Consider the following 16,913-nt stretch of genomic DNA (forward strand, 5'->3'; position numbering starts at 1 on the left):
CCATTCTCCTTAACAAAGTAGTAGAAGATTTCAAAAAAAATGACCAAGCCAGGGAATCGTCATTCCCCTATGCTTGGTCATGCCTGATCGAATCAGTAACAGTCCATATGGTTACATTCAGTTGTCGAATGGGTTGGGCTGGTCATTGGAGATCAGCCTTTGGATATGAAGAATGAGATACAATTTCTCGTCATTGGTACAGGTCCAGCCGTAATTGTTGTGCAGAAACGCCGCAATCTTCTCCACGCACTGCAGTTCACGCGGAAATTTCTCCTTCACCACCTCATACAAGGATTCATTCTCATCTTTCAGCGACTTGCCGCTCATCTGCCGCATGATGAAGTAGCGAATATGGGTGGCAAAACGCATGAAATGAATGGACTCCTCCTGAAAGTCGATTTTCAGTGCGTATTTGATGATGGACAAAATCTCGCCGGTCACGGTCATGATTTTGGTCGTATCGCTCATTTCGCCCGAACCTACCTGGGCATTCACGAAATGCAAAGCGATCAAGGTGGTTTCGGCTGCCGGGAGCTTGACCCCCGATTTTTCTTCAATCAATCGGACTGCTGCTTCTCCTACACGGGTCTCATCCGGGTACAGGGTGCGCACTTCCCATTCCAGCGGATTTTTGATGGAGACGCCTTCACGGGTACGAACCAGGGCGAAACTGATATGGTCGGACAGGGTGAGCAGCAGATTGGGATTGAACGTTTTGCCCAAAATGTCGCTGCCCAGCTTAATGACTTCCTCCGCGAGGTAAATATCCTCGATCGGAATGCTGTTCAACAAGTCGTACATGCGGATGTTTTTGGGAGCTACGAAAATTTTCTCTACCATATCTGTTTCGGTCAACTCGTATGGCGTCTTCAGAAAACCTACTCCCTTGCCAACCACAAACACTTCTTCGTTTTTGTCATTAATGGCAATCGCCACGTTGTTGTTCACTTTCTTGATCACCTTCATGCACGCTCACCCCCCTGCAAAAAATAAAAAATGACCGAAAGCGATTACAGGTTATGCAATCGAATTCGGTCATGCCTGGTTCGCCCAGTAACAGTCCGTGTTAGGAATATAACTTTATTATAGTTCGCAGCGCGGAATTGTCAACCATCCATTATCAGGAATATGGTGCCCCGGCACTAGTCGGTTTACTCTCGGGTGAGCAATTCCCCAAATCTGGCGCCCTCCGCTCAGATGAAAAATGCACTGCATTGTGATACAATAAAAGAATTGTGCATTCACTGAGAGGCTATGAATCAGTCGGCCTTCAATTTCATATACAAAACGACAAAGCAGCCACTTTTAGGAGGTTAATGGAACGACCATGCTTATTATAGGTATCGCCGGAGGGACCGGTTCCGGCAAAACGACGGTGGCCCGCTCCGTCATTCAACGTCTGGGGTCAGGCAAAGTTACGTTTATCTCCCAGGACAATTATTACAAAGACCAGTCCCACCTCACGCCCGAGCAGCGCAGATTGACCAATTACGATCATCCCTTCGCTTTTGACAATGATCTGTTGATCGAACATCTTACCCTTTTGAAAAACGGACAGACGGCTTACGCGCCGGTGTACGACTTCACCTTGGACAATCGCTCCGCCGATGAAACGGTAGAGCTGGAGCCCAACCACATCGTCATCGTGGAAGGTCTGCATGTGTTGATCGACGAGCAGCTTCGCAGCCTGATGGATATCAAAGTATTCGTCGATACCGATTCCGATGTGCGGATTTTGCGCAGAGTGCTCCGAGACATCGAGGAACGCGGGCGCACGATCCAATCGGTGTACAAACAGTACCTCGAAACGGTCAAACCGATGCATGACGCATTTATCGAGCCATCCAAAAAGTATGCGGACATCATCATTCCCGAAGGCGGGCACAACGAAGTCGGCATTCAGATGCTGTCCATTCTCACCGAGAAATACCTGAACGGCGAAAATTGGAATATGGCATAAGGACTGGCCGGATCGAATGGATCCATCCAACTATACTTGTCCAAAGATTTACCGGGTACGCACTTTGCGTATCCGTTTTTTTGTGTATACCTCTCCTTCACGCTGCTCTAGCGGTGTCTTTCCTTACCTCCATGCCACTCTCCAATCTTTGTTTCCATCAGGGTTTCGCCCCTGAATTAGCGTCCATATTTCATGTACACCAAAATAATTGTGACCATGTCATGCCTCACGCAGGTCTAACTAATGTATCAACGATAAAAAAATATATAAATCGCAAAAAAACATACACACGTTACCGGAGAGGCAGAACCAATCTGAAGAAGCGGAGCGGTCTAAGAGCTTTCTGAAAGAAAGCTGCTTCGAAAGCATAGGCTGTTCACCGGATTTTCCCTTGAAAAAGGGGAGTCAAAAAATCCGGGGATAACAGCGATCGGAAGATGGTACTGCACTCGCAGTGGCCTTGTGTGATGGATTAGTGCGGTTTATATAGCACGCTCATTCAGAAAGGAGTGATCGCTGTGGATTGGGCCCAACTTGTTCCACAAGCCATCCAAGGAAATCGAGAGGCGTTCGTCAGCCTTATCAGACATATGGAACATTCATTGTACAACACCGCCAAAAGCATGCTTCGCCAAGAAGAGGATGTCGCCGACGCGGTCCAGGAAACGATACTGAAGGCTTACAAGGCCATGCATACGCTTCGGGAGCCGAAATATTTCAAAACATGGATCTTCCGCATCCTCATCAACGAATGCAACACCCTATTGTCCCGTCGATCACGATCCATATCGTATGCAGAAGTTCCCGAGAATCCCGATCACGGTCATGATTACGATCATGTGGATTTGAGAGAAGCCGTTGACCGGCTCGATGAACAAAAGCGGATCGTTGTTGTGCTTCATTACTTTGAAGACCTTACCACCAAGCAGATCGCGGATACGCTGAACATTTCCGAAAGCGCGGTTAAAATGCGCCTGCAGCGTGCCAGAAATGAGTTGTACCGTAAATTCAAATTGTTTCGGGAGGGAAAATTAAATGTTGAAACCATCTAATATTGAACAATTACTACGTGAGACAGGCGAGAATAAACCGGAAATATCGGAGCTCGTCCGCAGCCGCATCGATGAGACCCTTGCTTCATTGCCGGCAGCGCATGCACATACTCAACCGGAGATTGAGACGCAGCCGCGTGCCCGGAAACGCTCCCGGCTGCGCCGCGCAGGGTTCATTGCCATGGCCAGCAGTTTAGCTGCCGTTACCGTATTTGCTTCAGGTTTTGTATCGCCGGCCATGGCCGACTCGATCAAAAAAATCCCTTTGGTCGGCAGCCTGTTCAGCACCATTCAGGCAGATATCGGACTGCAACAAGCTGGAAAAGACGGGCTGGTATCCCAAACAAACAGCACCGTTTCTTATCAGGATGTCAAGCTGGATGTCTTCGAAACGGTGTATGACGGAACGCGCGCAGCCTTTTTGGTACGGGTCAACGCTCCCAATCTCAAGGATGGGAAGTACGATACCGGCGAAGATATCATTCCTTTAAGCAGCGGAATCAGCAATGTCTTTTTTGAAGTCGATGGCTACCAACAAACAGGCGGTTTGTTCTACTCCTCTGCAGGAGAGACTGAGCCTGACGTACTCGTCTTCGAAAATGTGTTCGAAAAAACAGGCCAGGGTGCCTCTCTGCCCGACCACTTTAACGCAGAAGTCTCGATTTCCTTGGAGGGTATCGACCATGAATTCAAACTGGACGTTCCTTTCACCAAGTCAACGGAAGACATTGTCGATTTCAAGCCGGATGCGGCCTTCGCCTCCAACGATCAGCTTACTGCCTCCGTGTCAGACATCCATATCACGCCGATTACGACCCGAATCTCCACGTCCATTTTGATGAATGGCAAGAAAAACCTGAATCTTGAGGAGAAAAAAAAACTTAGGAAGGTCGGCATTGCCCTATTTGACGATCAGGGGCGACAGCTTCCCGCCTTGAACGGCGAGGGTCTGTATATCGATAATCGGTTGGATAGTGATCGCCTATACGGCACAACTCCCGGGGGTACCCGTTACCTCGTCGTACGGCCGTTCATCATTGAAGATGACTTCAACGAAAAAGTGAAAGAACGCCAATTCATCGAGGGCATGGAGATGACCATTCAGCTCCCCACACCTGCGAGCCAGCACTAATTTGGCCTCAAAGCAGTCATCGCCTGCAGATTAACCTCCTGAAACAGATGAAACGGGTTATAACCGGCAAAACAAAAACCAAGACTCCCCGGGCAGAACATCACTCGGGAAGTCTTGGTTTTTTATATGACTTCTTTGGTTCCCCTTATTTCATTCCTGATTTTCCTGACGGACAAAACGGATGCCATCAGACTACGGGTATACGGATGCCGTGCAGCCGTGGTTAACTTAGCGCTCTCCAACACTTCCACGATCTCGCCCTTGTTCATTACCGCAACCCTGTCGCTTACTTTCTGCACTACGGCAAGGTCATGCGAAATGAACATGCAGGATACGCCGGTTTCCCGGCGGAGCTGGACGAGCAGGTCCAACATTTGCTGCTGGATCGGGGCGTCCAAAGCGGAAGTAGCTTCATCGAACAGAATGATGTCCGGCTGCACGCCGATCGCCCGGGCTATGACCGCCCGCTGCTGCTCGCCCCCGCTTAGCTCATGCGGATACTTATCCGCTGCTTCAGCGGGCAAACCGACGCGCTCAAGCAGGCGCAGCACGGCCGTTTCCGCTTCGGAACGGCGCATCATTTTGTAATTCAGGAGAGGCTCCCGCACGAATTTGCCGATGCTCGTCCGCGGATTGAAGATGGACGAAGGTTCCTGAAAGACCATCTGAACCTGTTTATACAGCTGTCGCAATGGTTCTCCTTTGAGCTGCGTTATATCCTTCCCCCGATAAAACATTTGTCCGGACGTCACTTTCTCCAAATGTGTGATACACCTGGCCAACGTGCTTTTTCCGCTGCCGCTTTCGCCTACGATCCCCAGACATTCGCCCGGATATAATTGCAGATTAACGTTGCATAGTGCCTGCACGGAACCATGTCCAGGCGCTGCGTAGCATTTGTTCAGTTCCGTAAGTTCCAAAATAGGCGCTTCATGACCACTCATCCTCTATGTTCCTCCAATTCGGGCACGGCGTTCAGCAGTTTGCGGGTGTACGGAGCCTGCGGCGACGTGATGATGTCGGCGGTCCGCCCGTATTCAACCATCTCTCCGCTCTGCATGACACCGATTCGGTCGGCCATGTGCGCTGCAACGGCAATGTTATGGGTAACCAGGATGACACCGGTTCCTCTATGGTCGCTGAGTTCGCGCAGCCGCTTCATCACCTCGGCTTGGGTCGATACGTCGAGCGCGCTGGTCGGTTCGTCCGCAAGCAGCAGCTCCGGCTCCATCGTCACGGCCATGGCAATGGCCACCCGTTGCTTCATGCCCCCGCTAAGTTGGTTTGGATAAGACTTCATGACGCGCTCAGGGTCAGCCAGTCCCATGCCGGACAACGTATCCACGGCCATACGCTGGGCCGATTTGCGCGTTACTTTTATATGCGTGCGGATCGCTTCCTCGTATTGGCTGCCAATTTTGCGGATCGGATTCAGGTGGGACCCGCTGTCCTGAAATACCATGGCGATCCTTTTGCCGCGAATCCTGCTCCAGTCTTTTGGGGCAAGGCCGATCACGGATTGGCCCTGAAACAAGATGTCGCCTCCCGCATATGTCCCTCTGCTGGGCAGCATGCCGAGCAGAGCCCGCAGCAGCGTCGATTTCCCGCTGCCGCTCTCGCCGACGATGCCCAGCACTTCGCCGGCATGCATTTCGAATGAAAGGTGCTTCAACGCAGCTTGTTCCTTCCCGTAAGCCACATGCAGATCATGTACCTGAAGCAACGGGGTCATTGCTGCTCCACCTTGATGTTGCGATCCAGCAAATAAAAGTCGATCGGATACATGGTTGCACCCTGAACGGTATTTTTGCTGATAATGTTGATCGGCGTATACGTAATGAACATATAAGCGGCATCGTCCAGAATGATTTGCTGCGCCTCTGCGGCCAGTTCATATCTTTTTTCGACGTCGAACTCGGAATGCAGGCGGTCGATGATTTCGTCCAGTTTCGGATTGCTGTATCCGCCAACGTTCCATTCCGCCCCCGTTTTGAAATAGAAATCGAGGATGTACTGGGGGTCGCCCGTAATGCCCGTATTAATGCTGGTCAGCGCCAGATCGTAGTTACCGCTCCTCTGATGGTCGGTCAAATCCTCGTAAGAGGCCAGCTCCAGGTTTACTCCGATCTCCTTGAGCTGGGACTGCATCGCAGCCGCAACGGTCGCATCCGACTCGTACGCAGAGTTGAGAATCATCTGAAGCGTCAGCTTCTGGCCGTCTTTCTCCCGAATGCCGTCGCCATCCGTGTCCTTGAATCCCGCTTCGTCCAGCAGCTGCTTGGCCTGTTCCGGTTCATAGTCGTACCCTTTGAGTTTGTCGTATCCGAACGGGAGCGCGGAAGTAAACGGTCCTTTTGCCGCCTGGCCGCCGATCAGCGTACCGGCATACATTTCGCGGTCGATGCCATACGAGATGGCACGGCGAACGTTGACATTCGCAAGCAGCTTATGCGTTGTATTGAACCAGACAAACTGCGTGCGCAAGCTTGGAATTTCGTCGATGGCATACTGGCCCTTGTCCTCGAACAAAGAGAGGCTGCTGCGCCCAACGTTGCTCGCCACGTCGATTTCGCCCGACTGCAAGGCCAGTGCTCGCGTGCTGTCATCCTTAATGTATTTGAACGTGATCGTATCCGTTTCGGGAGCACCGTCCCAATACCCGTCATACTTTTTCACCTGAATTTCTTGATCCGGGGTATACGAGGTTACCATGAACGGACCCGTTGCAACCGGCTGGCTCTCGAATCTTGATGTATCTGCACTGGTGTCCACGATGACAAACAGCGGTTCCGCAATGTTTCCGAGCAGGGAAGCGTAAGGTTCCGTCGTTTGGATCGTCAAATCTTGCCCTTCCGCCTTCATGGATTCGATCGGCAGTGTGGACAGCCCTCTTTCGTTCAGCTCCAAGGCACGCTCAATCGATTTTTTCACAGCATCTGCCGTGACTTTGTTGCCATTATGGAACGTAACGCCATCGCGAATCTGGAACTTCCATGTGGTGTCATCGACTTGTTCCCACGATTCGGCGATTTTGGGCACAAGCTGCATGTTCTCGTCAAACTGGACCAACGTCTCGCCGATTGCCGCGCGTGTCAGCGTCCAGCCGTTCCATTCCACCGCCGGGTCCAGATTGGTGCCGAGCCAGAACAGAGCCACGTTCAAATGCGTCGGCGCAGCGGATGCACTCGTTGCCGGGCTTGTTTCTTTCCCACCGGTACCAGTCCTGCTGGATGAATCGGTACTTCCGCATGCCGTTAGGGCAAATACAATAAAAAATGACGCGAACGTAAGCAGTACTGCTTTTAAACGGGTTGTTTTCACTTCTATATCCTCCAGTCAAGCTGCGTTTTTTCGAGGGTCCAGCACATCCCTGAGGCTGTCGCCCAACAAATTAAAAATCATGACCGTACAAAATATCGCCAGGCCCGGATACAGCAATAGCCATGGGGCCGTCTGCAGGTATCTCCGGCCTTCGTTCAGCATGGCTCCCCACTCCGGTTCCGGCGGCTGCGCTCCAAGCCCCAGGAAGGACAAGCCGGATATGGAGAGCATCATGCCGCCCACATCCATCATGGCCATCACGATTAACGGTGACAGCATGTTCGGCAGAACGGTGCCCCAAACGATTCGGGTACGACGCGCCCCGCTGAAAGCGGCGGCGGCGACATATTCCTTTTGTCGCAGCGATATGACCAAACTTCTCGCCATGCGCGCATATTTGGCCCACCAGACCACCGACAGCGCGATGACCGTATGAAGCAGACCCGGACCCAACATGCCGACGACGGCGATGGCGAAAATGATTCCGGGAAAAGCCATCATCGTATCGGCCAGCCGCATCAACAGCGAATCCACGATGCCGCGCGCATAACCGGCAATGATGCCGATGCCTACGCCGATCCCGAACACGATGCCGATCATCATGAAGGTCAGCAGCAGCGACGTGCGTGCCCCATACAGGATACGGGACAGAATGCATCGTCCCAATTGGTCTGTCCCGAGCGGATACTCGGGGCTGGCTGGTTGCAGCACCATGCCGAAGTTGGTGGCCAGCGGATCATGCGGCGCAAACAGGGGGGCGATCATGGCGAGCACGATCCAACACGCCGTCAACGCGAGCACCACGGCGAACCAACGATGCTGCGACAACGTAAGCCGGAATGTCCTCATCATACATCCACATCCAATCGGATCCGCGGGTCTCGCAGATGGGTCCATACATCGACCAACAGATTCAACACGACATACATCGTAGCCATCCAGATCACATAACCCTGAATGAGCGGATAATCCCGTGAAAAGATCGCTTCCACCGCCATCTGGCCCACGCCCGGCCACACGAACAAGCTCTCTACGATTGCGGCCCCGCCGAGCAGTGCCCCGGTCGACATGCCTAATAAAGTAATGACCGGAAGCATCGCGTTCGGAAGAATATGCCGGATCATGATTGTTCCTTCCTTCATGCCTCTGGCTCTGGCTCCGTCTACGTAGTTCTGGGAATGTTCCTCCAGAATGACGGCGCGGATTTGCCTGCTGTACTGAGCGATCAAAGGCAGTGCCAGCGTTAATGCAGGCAATACGAGACTATGCAGACCCGAGCTGCCCGTGACGGGAAACAGCTTCAGATGCACGCCGAACCAGAGCATAAGCAGCATGCCCAGCCAGAAGCTTGGCATGGACAACCCTGCGAAGGAGAACAGGCGAATGATGAGATCCAGCACTTTATTTCTATGGATGGCCGACAGGATGCCGAGCGGAAACGAAACAACGACTACAAGAAGCATGGCACCGCCTGTCAAACGCAGCGTCGCCGGCAAACGTGACATCAGCACGTCGAACACGGGCCGTCCGTATTTGTACGACGTACCGAAATCTCCTGTCCCGACTTGTCCAAGCCATAGGCCGTACCTCACCCAAAAGGGCTTGTCCAGTCCCAATTCTGCCCGCACCTGCTCAACCAGCTCCTCGGATGGCGTCACGCCCGTAGCCATGAGCATCAGCCTGGCCGGGTCTCCCGGCGACAGGTAGGTCAGGAGAAAGGTCAGGAAGGTGATGCCGAACAGAACGGCTGCCAGCTGAAGTATTCTTTTACCGATGTATTTGCCCAAAAGCCAGCCGTCCTCTCTGCTTCGATTCACAGCAAACCCGATCTCTGCCATGCAAAAAAGGCATCCCTCTCCCGTATATTCCCGGATAAGGACGCCTCAAATAAACCGATTCCCATACAAAAATCGCGCTAATTCAAAACACCTTCCTATCTCCCGTAGGCTGTTGCTGTGTTGTCAAACCGGGCAGGTCTCCTGGCTTCAGGATCAACATCGTTGCAGCGCCTTCCCGGCTATGGCCAGTGGCTTATCGCTGCCTGATTCCCCTGTTACAGTGGCGGGACCGCGCCGGCATTTCACCGGCTTCCCTATTAAGCTTGTACCCGATCGGGTACAGCACCCAGTTCCATCTATTCGATTGGTATGTGTTCCAGTATAACTGGCAGGTAGGCAAGATCATAGCTTTTTCTTCAAATTTAAGGGACTTATTCTATCGTGTATCACTCGTTTCAGCGGACTTGGTTCTGGCTCCCTTCGGAGACATGCCGGTGACCTTTTTGAACATTTTGGAGAACAATAGCGGGTCCGTATATCCCACCGAATGTGCCACCTCGCTAATGGACAGCATCGGACTCTGCAGCAGCTCGGCGGCGCGATTCATCCGGTATTCCAGAAAAAAAGATTGCAGCGGCTTGCCGTACTTTTCCTTAAACAGCCCCGACAGGTACGTGCGATCCAGTCCTACGGCCTGCGCGATGTCGAGAACGCTCGTTTTTTGGCTATATCGGTTCTCCATGTATCTCACCGCCTGTCGTATGTACTCTTCTTTGGTAGAAGAAGGCTGCCGCTTGCCCTCCTCTTCCGGTGAAGAAGCAATCAGCTCGGCTATGAGGCGATACAACAAGCTTTGAGTAAACACGTCCGCGCCCGAGCGGCCGGACACCTGAACCATTTCCTGATACAATCCGTCCAGCGCCGCCTCGTTCCTTGCCCGAAACACCGGATGATCGGAATTCAACTGCGCGCGCTGCATGAACGCTTTGGCCTGCACGCCTTTGAAGCCAAACCACGAATACGTCCATGGGTCCGCCTCGTCGGCTTCATAATGCACGATCGTGTCGGGGAGAATGAGAAAACCTTGTCCCTTGGTTAACATATGCTGCCGATCGTTCATCAGCACCTTGCCGCGTCCCTTGTGAACGTAATGGATAATGTAGCTGTCACGCACACCCGGCCCCCAGTAATGCAAAGGCTCACAGTCCTCCCACCCGAAAAAAAGCATGACCAATTCCATCTGCGTCCAATCCATCGGCACCACATTCATTTCGATTCTGCTCACGTCTGTCCCTTCCTTCTGTTTGGAGAGCCGCCAACGTTTGCACCCACGACTCACTTCTTCAAGTTTTATCAAAATTATAACAGGCAAACCGGGCCATATCGCAATGTAAACGAATGCAAAAATGGGATTATGCCATGTTTACGTGAGGTTGCGCCATAGTGAAACGTGCCAAATCGCCCTATAGTGGAGGTACACCAATCTACCAGGGAGGCTGAGCCTGAAATGAACAAAATTACTTTTCTCGGTGCGGGAAGCACCGTGTTTGTAAAAAACGTCCTCGGCGACGTCATGATGACCGAAGCGCTGCAAGATTTTGAACTGGCACTGTTCGATATCGATGCCGAGCGGCTGCGCGATTCCGAACGGCTGCTGGTCAGCATGGCACGTTCGCTTGGCAGCGGCTGCAAGGTGCAAACCTATTCCGATCGCAAGGAAGCGCTGCGCGGAGCCAAATACGTCATTAATGCCATCCAGGTGGGCGGATACGATCCGTGCACGATCACCGACTTCGAAATTCCGAAAAAATACGGCCTGCGCCAGACGATTGCGGATACGCTCGGCATCGGCGGCATTTTCCGCAACTTGCGGACCATTCCGGTCATGCTGGATTTCGCCCGGGATATCCAGGAAGTCTGCCCGGATGCCTGGTTCCTGAACTACACGAATCCGATGGCGGTGCTGACCAATGTCATGAGCGTGCATGGCGGCGTGAAAACGGTCGGCCTCTGCCACAGCGTGCAAGTGTGCGTACCGCATCTCTTCGACGCCCTCGGGATCGATCAGACCGGTGTTGTCGCTAAAATTGCGGGCATCAACCATATGGCCTGGCTGCTTGAAGTCACGCGGGACGGACAGGATCTGTATCCGGAAATCAAACGCCTTGCCCGCATCAAACAACAGGAGAAGCACGACGACATGGTGCGCTTCGAGTTGATGCATCGCTTCGGCTATTATGTGACTGAATCTTCCGAACACAATGCCGAGTATCATCCGTATTTCATCAAAAAGAATTACCCCGAACTGATCGAGCGCTTCAACATTCCGCTGGACGAATATCCGCGCCGCTGCGTCAATCAGATCGAAGGCTGGAAAGAAATGCGCGAGAAGCTGTTCGCCAGCGAAAACATCGAGCATACCCGCAGCCGGGAGTACGCCTCCCATATCATGGAGGCCATGGAGACGAACCGTCCTTATAAAATCGGCGGCAATGTCATGAACACCGGACTCATCACCAACCTGCCGCGCGAAGCCTGTGTCGAGGTACCGTGTCTAGTCGACGGATCGGGCATCACTCCGACGTACATCGGCGACCTGCCACCGCAGCTGGCTGCGCTGAACCGCACCAACATCAACACCCAACTGCTCACCATCGAAGCTGCCATCACAGGCAAAAAGGATCACATCTACCATGCAGCGATGCTTGATCCGCATACGTCGGCCGAGCTTTCCATCGACGACATCGTTTCCCTGTGCGACGAGCTGATCGAAGCTCACGGCGACTGGCTGCCGAAATTTACGTCTTAACATTACAATAGTGGTAACGCGATAAACGCCATTCTCGGATCGTACGGGAATGGCGTTTGTTCTTTTTTATTGCTAGTGGCATTAGTCTTGCATTAAAAATCGATATCCGATGCCTGGTTCAGTCTGGATGAATCGCGGCTGAGCAGGATCTTCGTTTAATTTTTTGCGCAAATGTCCTATATATACCCGTAAATAATGGCTGTCCGATTCGTTGTGATGACTGCCCCACACCTGCTGCAGCAATTGGCGCTGGGTCACGATTTTGCCTGCATTGGAGGCAAGCACCTTCAGCATGTCGTACTCGGTCGGGGTCAGCTTGATGGGCATGCCCTCCAACTCCACCTGCCTTTGGGCAAGGTCAATGGTCAAAGCGCCGCAGCGCAATACGGGTTCGTCGGCCGATTTGGCTGCATGGCGAAGCGCAACCCGGATGCGGGCGACCAGTTCGCCCATGCCGAAGGGTTTTGTCACGTAATCGTCGGCACCGCCATCCAATGCGGCGATTTTATCTTCCTCCCGGTCCTTGGCCGTCAGCACGATGATCGGAACCTGCGACCACTCACGAATCCGCTTCAGCACATCCATTCCAGACATGCCAGGCAAGCCTAGATCAAGCACAACCAAGTCGGGATGCATGATTCCGGCTTGAGCGACGGCTTCTTCCCCATCCATGCATTCATGGATTTCGAATTGATGCGCTTGAAGCGTCACCTTTAACAGTTTACGAATTTGCGATTCGTCATCCACGACCAAGATGCGTGCACCTTGCGATGCCGTCATGTGCATTCCTCCTGTCCCTCTTCTTTTCCCGTCCCGAGAAATCCCGTGTCTGCCGCATCCATCGGCAAACGGATGACCATGCGCGTGCCGCCGTCCGGATTGGCTTCCGCCGCAATCGTGCCGCCATGCACCTCGACGATGCCTCTGCAAATAGCCAGCCCGAGACCGCTTCCGGTGACGTGCTTCGTGGAATCCGAACGGTAAAATTTCTCGAACACCCGCTCGCGTTCCGCTTTCGGAATGCCTGGACCTTGATCGGCCACGGTAATGACCAGCCAACCCTCCCCGGCATCCATCGCGACCGAGATGACGATCTCGCTGGGATTCGGCGAGTATTTGATCGCATTGCTGAGTACGTTGACCAGCATTTGTTCCAGCAAAACTTCATCGCCGGAAACGAATGGCGGCTGATCGGGCAGCTCCAATCGGATTATCCGCTGCTGCTTATACTGCTGCACCTGCGCCAACACTACGCTTAACATATCGCCCACGTCGCACATGTTACGCCTGAGCTGAAGCATGCCGCTTTCCAGCTTGACCATCTCGAGCAGGTTCGTCACCAGCCGGTTCATGCGTATCGCCGCATCCCGAATGTTGGCCGTCAGTTCGCGCCGATCTTCGGCAGTAAAAAGCTCCTCATTTTCCAGCAGGCCAGTGGATGATCCCATAATGGCCGCGAGCGGCGTACGCAGCTCATGCGACACCGAATCGAGCAGGGCGGTGCGAATGCGCTCCGACTCGGCCGTCATCTGGGCCAAACGCGCCTCCTCCGCCAGCTTCACTCGGGCAATCGCGCTTGCTGCCAGATCAGCACAGGCTTCCAGCAAACGGCGTCTTTCCGGCAAACTGCCGGGATCGGGCAGTTCCATGTTCACCGCAAGCACGCCATGTACCTGTTCTTCCGTGCGCAGCGGCACATAGGTTCCGGAGGCTTCCCGCAAGCTCGAAGATCCCCTGCCAGCCATCTGCCCGTGAACATGCACCCATCTGGCGATGGCCAGCTCCGATTCACTGGTTCCCCATTCAGGTTCTCCAGGTCTTGCAGGCGAAGACGACGCCTGCAATTCCCCTTCCGCATCAGGAAGATAGAGTGCCGCCGGGGCGTTCAGCATCTGCGACACCTGCCGAGCGATGCTGGATAGCAATGTTTCCATATCCGATATGGCAGTAATCTGACGGCTCAAGCCATAGAGAAGACTGGTGGTCGCTTCACGCTGCCTTACGGTCTCCAACTGCTGCCGGAGCTTGCCCGACAGGGTAGCCGTAAGGATGGCCACCGCCAAATATACGGCAAAGGAAAGAATGTATCTTAAATCTTGCACCTTGAAGCTGAAATAAGGCGGGATAAAAAACAGGTCGAATGCAGCCGCGCCCAGGCTGGCCGCATATATTGCCGGTCCAAGTCCCCAATAGACCGCGCTGACCAATACGGGAAACAGGTAGACTAGCGCGGCGTTGACCATATCCCGGCTTAACCCGATCCAGTCGATCAACGCGGTCAGCAACGCGATGGCGATCGTTACCCACGCATATGCCGACACGCTGCCCCATATATGGGGCAGCTTTTGTTTTTCCAGCCGTGCTTCATGCTGGTGATCCCTATTATGTTCCTGCACGATTCGCCGACACCTCACCCGCTTCATGATCGTAATCGGCCACAATGAGCACATCCATGTGTCTGGACAACCGGATAAGCCGGCTAACCAGCGATCCGGTCCCCTGATACCGGTTGAAATGCCAACCGAGCCGGGCCTGCCCAACGACCAGCTGCGTCGCCTTGGCCTCGGCAGCCTTGTTCGCCAATATCATCGGCACATCCCGCAGACGGTCTGCCGAATGCACATGAAACCGGCCTCCCAGCCTGACTGTCAGCTGCTCCAACGCTTCAAGCCGGCCCGCCTGTTCTTTCGCCGTACGGCCTACCTGTACATGATGTACGTGCCAGGCGGCCTTTAACCGATATGCCGTACGAAATCCGCGCCGAATCAGCAATTCGGCATGCGCGCCGACGCTAACGCATACAAAAACGACTTCCTGCCGCCGCCAAGGGCCCCGCAGGGCAATTCCCCGTCCTGCCGACTCCAGCCGTTCGTCTACGTCGTCGGCCAGCTCGCGCAAAGCCAATTCCCGCAGGGCAATCAGGTTGCCCACGCGAAAAAAATGATTCAGCGCCTGTTCCACCTTGGCTGCTGCATAGATTTTACCTTCCCGCATGCGCTGCCGCAAGGCCTCGGGCGCAACGTCGATCAGCTGTACCTCATCGGCCATTTGCATGATCCGATCAGGCACCGTCTCCCGCACCCGGATGCCTGTGATATGCTCCACCGCATCGTTCAGGCTTTCCAGATGCTGCACGTTGACGGTCGTAATGACAGAGATACCTGCGTTTAATAGCCGGATCACGTCCTCGTACCGCTTTTTGTTCCGGCTGCCAGGCACGTTGGTATGCGCCAGTTCATCCACGAGCACCACTTCCGGGCACAGGCGGAGGATTGCGACCGTGTCCATTTCTTCCAGCTCGGCACCTTGATATTTGAGCTTTAAACGTGGTATGAGCGGAAGCTGGCCGATCTGCCCCAACGTCTCCGCCCGGCCATGCGTCTCCAGCAGACCGATGCGTACGTCGATGCCTTTGCGCAGCAGGTCATTGCCTTCCCGCAGCATCATGTAGGTTTTGCCTACGCCGGGAGCGGCCCCGATATACACCTTAAACTTGCCGCGACGGATTTGCCCGATCTGTGCCTTCATTTCCGTATCGGTCAATCTGCGATACGTTCGGGCATCCGCATCAGCCAGCCGGGCAGGAAGCACGCGCTCGCCATCCCTTCGGGCAGTATCGGCCAGAAGGAACAGATCGACGCCTTGCACCTTGCGCAGCAATGAGTTCACGAACGATCCCTGCCAGAGCTCCTGCATGCGGCTCTGGCGCGAGTGACCCATCACGATCCGGGTGATGCGATGCCTTGTCGCATAACGCGCCAGCACGGACGGAATATGCCTCCGATGCAGAGCGCGCAGTTCCTCGAACCGGCCTCCGAACTTTTCCACCAGCTTGACCATGTTCCGCCGAAAGGCCGCGGCCTCCTTGGTGAGCGGCTGCTTCCCCATGCGAAATGTGACGGCGTACAACTCTCCGTTCAACCGCTTGGCAATCTGCTGCCCCCGTCGGATATAGATGGAACCGTTCCAGTGATACTGGCTGGATACCAAAATGCGCTCCATGCTGCCTGTCATGACAGGGGTACCCGTCTCCTCCTGATGTTCGCGCAGCGATTCGTTCACCTCTTCGGCCATAAGACGCAGCGCTAATTCACGCAAAATGCCCAAGTTGCCGTGGTGAAATACAGCATGGTTCTCATGGCCCCTCAGATGCCCTTCGGCAAGCCTGTTTAATATCGCCTCTGGCGTCACGTCGATCAGCTTCACCTCATCGGCCAGTTCCAGCGTGTCGTCTGGCACCGTATGTTCCACGGACACCCCCGTCAATTGGCGGGCGAGCTTGGTATATCCCTCCAGCTCATATACATTGACGGTCGTAATCACGCTGATGTTATGCTGCAGCAGCCAGCGGATGTCCTCCAGCCGCGTGGCGTGGCGAGCACCGCGCCGATTGCGATGAGCGAGTCCGTCCACGAGCACCACTTCAGGATTACGCTCCAGCAAAGCTTCCAAATGGAGATCTTTCATCACTGCACCGTCCCGTTCACGCAGCCAGTGAATGCTCGGGATGCGTTCCAGCGCCCCCAGCTGCTCCTCCGTCTCTGGGCGCTGCATCGTCGAAACGGCACAAATGACGACATCCACTCCCTGCTCGCGAAGCATGTTGCCTTCCCTGAGCATATGATACGTCTTCCCCGAGCCGCTCACCGGACCGATGTAAATTTTCAACGTGCCCTGCTGTAACTTGTGGATCATCCTTAGAATATCCTCCGGAGATCGACGCTTGAAGCTTTCGTCCAATAGGCTCACCCCCACCCTTCAAGTCTGTGATGCAATTTGGCCAAAAAACGGAGAAGCCTCCCACCGGCTCGCGCCAGGAGAAGGCATGTATATCCAGCCTGTTCAGAGACTGTGGCGGCTC

14 protein-coding genes and 1 riboswitch are annotated in these 16,913 nt (G+C 54.0%); of the genes, 4 read left to right on the forward strand and 10 right to left on the reverse strand.

Going from position 1 to position 16,913, the window contains the following annotated elements; genetic code table 11:
• Positions 1 to 117 precede the first annotated feature (117 nt).
• Positions 118 to 966, reverse strand: a complete 849-nt coding sequence (locus L6H98_RS24460; RefSeq protein ID WP_236420302.1) for a PRD domain-containing protein — start codon at positions 964 to 966, stop codon at positions 118 to 120.
• Between the two features lie 361 nt (positions 967 to 1,327).
• Here L6H98_RS24460 and udk point away from each other — a divergent pair, with 361 nt between their 5' ends.
• The 3 genes from udk (at position 1,328) to L6H98_RS24475 (ending at position 4,144) form a co-directional block, all read left to right on the forward strand.
• Positions 1,328 to 1,960, forward strand: a complete 633-nt coding sequence (gene udk / locus L6H98_RS24465) for a uridine kinase (protein WP_236420303.1) — start codon at positions 1,328 to 1,330, stop codon at positions 1,958 to 1,960.
• Between the two features lie 518 nt (positions 1,961 to 2,478).
• Entirely contained in the window at positions 2,479 to 3,012 is a 534-nt protein-coding gene (locus L6H98_RS24470) for a sigma-70 family RNA polymerase sigma factor (RefSeq protein ID WP_236420304.1), read from the forward strand.
• Positions 2,996 to 4,144, forward strand: a complete 1,149-nt coding sequence (locus tag L6H98_RS24475) for a DUF4179 domain-containing protein (RefSeq protein WP_236420305.1) — start codon at positions 2,996 to 2,998, stop codon at positions 4,142 to 4,144. Before L6H98_RS24470 ends, L6H98_RS24475 begins: the two co-directional genes overlap by 17 nt.
• 122 nt (positions 4,145 to 4,266) lie before the next feature.
• On the opposite strand, the gene L6H98_RS24480 is transcribed toward L6H98_RS24475, so the two are convergent.
• The 6 genes from L6H98_RS24480 to L6H98_RS24505 form a co-directional block, all read right to left on the reverse strand.
• Positions 4,267 to 5,088, reverse strand: coding sequence for a dipeptide/oligopeptide/nickel ABC transporter ATP-binding protein (locus L6H98_RS24480; RefSeq protein WP_236420306.1), 822 nt, complete (start codon positions 5,086 to 5,088; stop codon positions 4,267 to 4,269).
• The gene (locus L6H98_RS24485) at positions 5,085 to 5,876 is read right to left on the reverse strand and encodes an ABC transporter ATP-binding protein (RefSeq protein ID WP_236420307.1); all 792 of its coding nucleotides are present in this window, start codon (positions 5,874 to 5,876) and stop codon (positions 5,085 to 5,087) included. The genes L6H98_RS24480 and L6H98_RS24485 overlap by 4 nt, the downstream gene beginning before the upstream one ends.
• Positions 5,873 to 7,465: an ABC transporter substrate-binding protein gene (locus tag L6H98_RS24490; RefSeq protein ID WP_236420308.1), complete on the reverse strand. Its 1,593-nt coding sequence runs from the start codon at positions 7,463 to 7,465 to the stop codon at positions 5,873 to 5,875. Before L6H98_RS24490 ends, L6H98_RS24485 begins: the two co-directional genes overlap by 4 nt.
• 15 nt (positions 7,466 to 7,480) lie before the next feature.
• Entirely contained in the window at positions 7,481 to 8,317 is an 837-nt protein-coding gene (gene nikC, locus L6H98_RS24495; RefSeq protein ID WP_236420309.1) for a nickel transporter permease, read from the reverse strand.
• Positions 8,314 to 9,303, reverse strand: a complete 990-nt coding sequence (gene nikB, locus L6H98_RS24500; protein ID WP_236420310.1) for a nickel ABC transporter permease — start codon at positions 9,301 to 9,303, stop codon at positions 8,314 to 8,316. The genes nikC and nikB overlap by 4 nt, the downstream gene beginning before the upstream one ends.
• A gap of 113 nt (positions 9,304 to 9,416) precedes the next feature.
• Positions 9,417 to 9,608, reverse strand: a riboswitch (cobalamin riboswitch).
• A gap of 71 nt (positions 9,609 to 9,679) precedes the next feature.
• Positions 9,680 to 10,528: an AraC family transcriptional regulator gene (locus L6H98_RS24505; RefSeq protein WP_236420311.1), complete on the reverse strand. Its 849-nt coding sequence runs from the start codon at positions 10,526 to 10,528 to the stop codon at positions 9,680 to 9,682.
• A gap of 222 nt (positions 10,529 to 10,750) precedes the next feature.
• On the opposite strand from L6H98_RS24505, the gene L6H98_RS24510 reads away from it, so the two are divergent.
• Positions 10,751 to 12,052 carry an alpha-glucosidase/alpha-galactosidase gene (locus L6H98_RS24510; RefSeq protein WP_236420312.1) on the forward strand — a complete coding sequence of 434 codons (1,302 nt, stop codon included), beginning with the start codon at positions 10,751 to 10,753 and terminating at the stop codon, positions 12,050 to 12,052.
• Between the two features lie 81 nt (positions 12,053 to 12,133).
• Here L6H98_RS24510 and L6H98_RS24515 read toward each other — a convergent pair whose 3' ends face one another.
• Genes L6H98_RS24515 through L6H98_RS24525 form a run of 3 tightly spaced genes read right to left on the reverse strand, consistent with a single transcriptional unit; the run spans position 12,134 to position 16,747 of the window.
• On the reverse strand, positions 12,134 to 12,832 hold the full coding sequence (locus L6H98_RS24515; protein ID WP_236420313.1) for a response regulator transcription factor: 699 nt from the start codon (positions 12,830 to 12,832) through the stop codon (positions 12,134 to 12,136).
• Complete coding sequence (locus L6H98_RS24520) at positions 12,829 to 14,448, reverse strand: ATP-binding protein (protein WP_236420314.1); 1,620 nt, start codon at positions 14,446 to 14,448, stop codon at positions 12,829 to 12,831. The genes L6H98_RS24515 and L6H98_RS24520 overlap by 4 nt, the downstream gene beginning before the upstream one ends.
• Positions 14,435 to 16,747, reverse strand: coding sequence for a histidine kinase (locus L6H98_RS24525; protein ID WP_236420315.1), 2,313 nt, complete (start codon positions 16,745 to 16,747; stop codon positions 14,435 to 14,437). Before L6H98_RS24525 ends, L6H98_RS24520 begins: the two co-directional genes overlap by 14 nt.
• Positions 16,748 to 16,913: the final 166 nt, after the last annotated feature.

Origin of the sequence: Paenibacillus sp. JJ-223, from assembly GCF_927798175.1 — a bacterium.
GTDB lineage: Bacteria > Bacillota > Bacilli > Paenibacillales > Paenibacillaceae > Paenibacillus > Paenibacillus hubeiensis.

Excerpts from the sequence above, each read along its gene's own strand:
- L6H98_RS24460 (WP_236420302.1), bottom strand. The coding sequence starts at position 966 with ATGAAGGTGATCAAGAAAGTGAACAACAACGTGGCGATTGCCATTAAT.
- udk (WP_236420303.1), top strand. The coding sequence starts at position 1,328 with ATGCTTATTATAGGTATCGCCGGAGGGACCGGTTCCGGCAAAACGACG.
- L6H98_RS24475 (WP_236420305.1), top strand. The coding sequence starts at position 2,996 with ATGTTGAAACCATCTAATATTGAACAATTACTACGTGAGACAGGCGAG.
- L6H98_RS24480 (WP_236420306.1), bottom strand. The coding sequence starts at position 5,088 with ATGAGTGGTCATGAAGCGCCTATTTTGGAACTTACGGAACTGAACAAA.
- L6H98_RS24485 (WP_236420307.1), bottom strand. The coding sequence starts at position 5,876 with ATGACCCCGTTGCTTCAGGTACATGATCTGCATGTGGCTTACGGGAAG.
- nikC (WP_236420309.1), bottom strand. The coding sequence starts at position 8,317 with ATGATGAGGACATTCCGGCTTACGTTGTCGCAGCATCGTTGGTTCGCC.
- nikB (WP_236420310.1), bottom strand. The coding sequence starts at position 9,303 with ATGGCAGAGATCGGGTTTGCTGTGAATCGAAGCAGAGAGGACGGCTGG.
- L6H98_RS24510 (WP_236420312.1), top strand. The coding sequence starts at position 10,751 with ATGAACAAAATTACTTTTCTCGGTGCGGGAAGCACCGTGTTTGTAAAA.
- L6H98_RS24515 (WP_236420313.1), bottom strand. The coding sequence starts at position 12,832 with ATGACGGCATCGCAAGGTGCACGCATCTTGGTCGTGGATGACGAATCG.
- L6H98_RS24525 (WP_236420315.1), bottom strand. The coding sequence starts at position 16,747 with ATGATCCACAAGTTACAGCAGGGCACGTTGAAAATTTACATCGGTCCG.